Source organism: Streptomyces colwelliae, from assembly GCF_048158785.1.
Classification (GTDB): domain Bacteria; phylum Actinomycetota; class Actinomycetes; order Streptomycetales; family Streptomycetaceae; genus Streptomyces.
Window position 1 is genome coordinate 1 of the sequence record NZ_JBLTJC010000722.1, and the last position, 2,113, is coordinate 2,113.

2 protein-coding genes and 2 pseudogenes are annotated in these 2,113 nt (G+C 70.7%); 3 read left to right on the forward strand and 1 reads right to left on the reverse strand.

Annotation, left to right across the window (positions count from 1 at the left end; translation table 11 throughout):
* The 3 genes and pseudogenes from ACNFOC_RS53635 to ACNFOC_RS53645 all read left to right on the forward strand — a co-directional run.
* Positions 1 to 184, forward strand: a pseudogene (locus ACNFOC_RS53635) (MaoC family dehydratase); the annotation flags it as partial.
* Positions 185 to 398: 214 nt separating this feature from the next.
* On the forward strand, positions 399 to 833 hold the full coding sequence (locus ACNFOC_RS53640) for a hypothetical protein (protein WP_327403784.1): 435 nt from the start codon (positions 399 to 401) through the stop codon (positions 831 to 833).
* Between the two features lie 143 nt (positions 834 to 976).
* The gene (locus ACNFOC_RS53645) at positions 977 to 1,849 is read left to right on the forward strand and encodes a spermidine synthase (RefSeq protein WP_416966205.1); all 873 of its coding nucleotides are present in this window, start codon (positions 977 to 979) and stop codon (positions 1,847 to 1,849) included.
* A gap of 14 nt (positions 1,850 to 1,863) precedes the next feature.
* Here ACNFOC_RS53645 and ACNFOC_RS53650 read toward each other — a convergent pair.
* Positions 1,864 to 2,113 (reverse strand): annotated as a pseudogene (locus ACNFOC_RS53650) (hypothetical protein); the annotation flags it as partial.

A 2,113-nucleotide genomic window follows, 5' to 3' on the forward strand; every position in this document is an offset into this window, starting at 1 on the left:
CCAGACCGTCTCGGACATCAGCCAGAACGCGGTCGCCAACCTGGAGATGACCGACGTCAGGCTGCTCCACCCGGTCTTCGTCGGCGACACGCTGTACGCCGAGTCGATCTGCACGGCCGTGCGCCCGAGCGGGCGTACGGCCTGCGAACCGTCGAACCATGCCGGATTCAGGGTGACTTGTTGAGTGACGCCCTGTTTCCAGCGGGCAAGAACGTACCTGCTGTGCATGACCCGCCACGCAGGGTTTGGCTACAAACCGGATATCTCATCCGGGATCTGCCATGAACTGCCATCCTTTGCGGCTGACTTGTGCCGTAGCTGTTGACGCTTCAACGCGTTGAACCCCGTGGATCCGGGAGCCACCCGACTCCCGACCCGCTCGTCCAAGGAGGGGTTCCGTGGTGGAGACCGGGATGGAGACCAGGCAGAGCGTCGATCCTCGAATGCCGAGCGCCGAGTGCAGTGCGCCACCGTTCGTGGACTCGGCCTGCGACCTGGTGACGGTGCCGACGCGGCAGGGCCTGGAGGCGGTCGACATCCTGCGGCGCGGCGCGTGCGACGGGGTCGGCCCCGTCCTGCACGATGACGGCGACGACACCCTCGGCTTCCTGGTACCGCCGGGCACGGCGGCGGCCTGGGACCTGCCGGGCAGCACCTGTACGGAGACCAACGGCCGGGGCCTGCGCCTCGCCCCCGACCCCGAGCCGCCTGTCGAGGGCTCGGACTGGCTCCTGCCCCCGGGCGACGCGGACCTGGCAACCGACCCGGAGGTACTGCGGGCCGCGCTGGGAGAGGCGGCCCGGCTTATTGAGGCGGCGGACGGCTGCCGGTAGCTCCGCTGGGAGGGCGGTGATCGATCTGCGGGCCGGTGGGGGCTGGTCGCGCCCACGCGGCGGAGCCGCATATCGACACAGCCCCGCGCCCCTTTGGGGCGCGATGCCGCGCCGGACTACCCTCGCCCGCCGATAATGGACCAATGGGAAAGTCCAGGAGTACCCGGCGAGGCGGTGTCGGCGCCCCCGAAGCCGTCGTAGAACCCGTCGACGGTGGGCTCGCCGAGTTGATACCCGACCGGGAACGCGCGCGTGCCTGGACCTTGCTGATCGATGGGGCACCACAGTCGTACGTCGATCTCGACGACCCCGCGTATCTGTCCTTTGAGTACCAGCGCCGCCTCGGCCACGTCATCGACCTCGTCGCGCCCGCCGGGAAGCCCATCCACGTCGTACACCTCGGCGGTGGTGCTCTCACGCTCGCCCGGTACGTCGCCGCGACCCGCCCCCGATCCACCCAGCAGGTCGTCGAGTTCGACGCGGCGCTGGTCCAACTGGTCCGGCGGGAGCTGCCGTTGGACCCGAACGCGCGGATCCGGGTGCGGTCGACCGACGCCCGCGCGGGGCTCGCGAAGGTGCCCGAGGGGTGGGCCGATCTCGTCGTGGCGGATGTCTTCAGCGGAGCGCGTACGCCCGCCCACCTGACCTCCACCGAGTTTCTCGACGAGGTGTGCCGGGCCCTCAAGCCCGGTGGGTTCTACGCCGCGAACCTCGCCGACGGGCCCCCGCTCGCGCACCTGCGCGGCCAGATCGCCACCGTGGCCGCCCGGTTCGCGGAGCGCGCGCTGATCGCCGACCCGACCGTGCTGCGCGGCAAGCGGTTCGGCAACGCGGTGCTCGTCGCCTCCGACCATCCGCTGCCGCTGGCCGAGTTGACCCGGCGGGCCGCCTCCGACCCGCACCCCGGCAGGCTCGAACACGGCAGGGAACTCACCGACTTCACCGGCGGAGCCGTACCCGTGACGGACGCCGCGGCGGTCGCCTCACCGGCACCGCCTCCGTCCGTGTTCCGCTAAGTGAGCACCCAGGTCTAGTAGTTGCCCACGTCCACCCGCGGCGCCCCGTCGTGCCACGTGCAGATGACCGACACCTTGTCCGTGCCCTTGGTGAACTCCACCCGGAGCCACGAATCCGTCTTCCACACCTGCATCGACCAGCCCGTACCCGGCGTCGCCGACACGAGCGTCACATAGGCCGGCGAGGTGTCGAGTTCGAGCACCACGCGCCCGCCGTCGGTGGCGTAGCTCTTGACCTGGCCGGAGGGGGAGGTGGTGGGGGAC

What these genes read in the sequence shown, in the direction of transcription:
- ACNFOC_RS53645 (WP_416966205.1), top strand. Translation starts at nt 977, where the DNA reads ATGGGAAAGTCCAGGAGTACCCGGCGAGGCGGTGTCGGCGCCCCCGAA.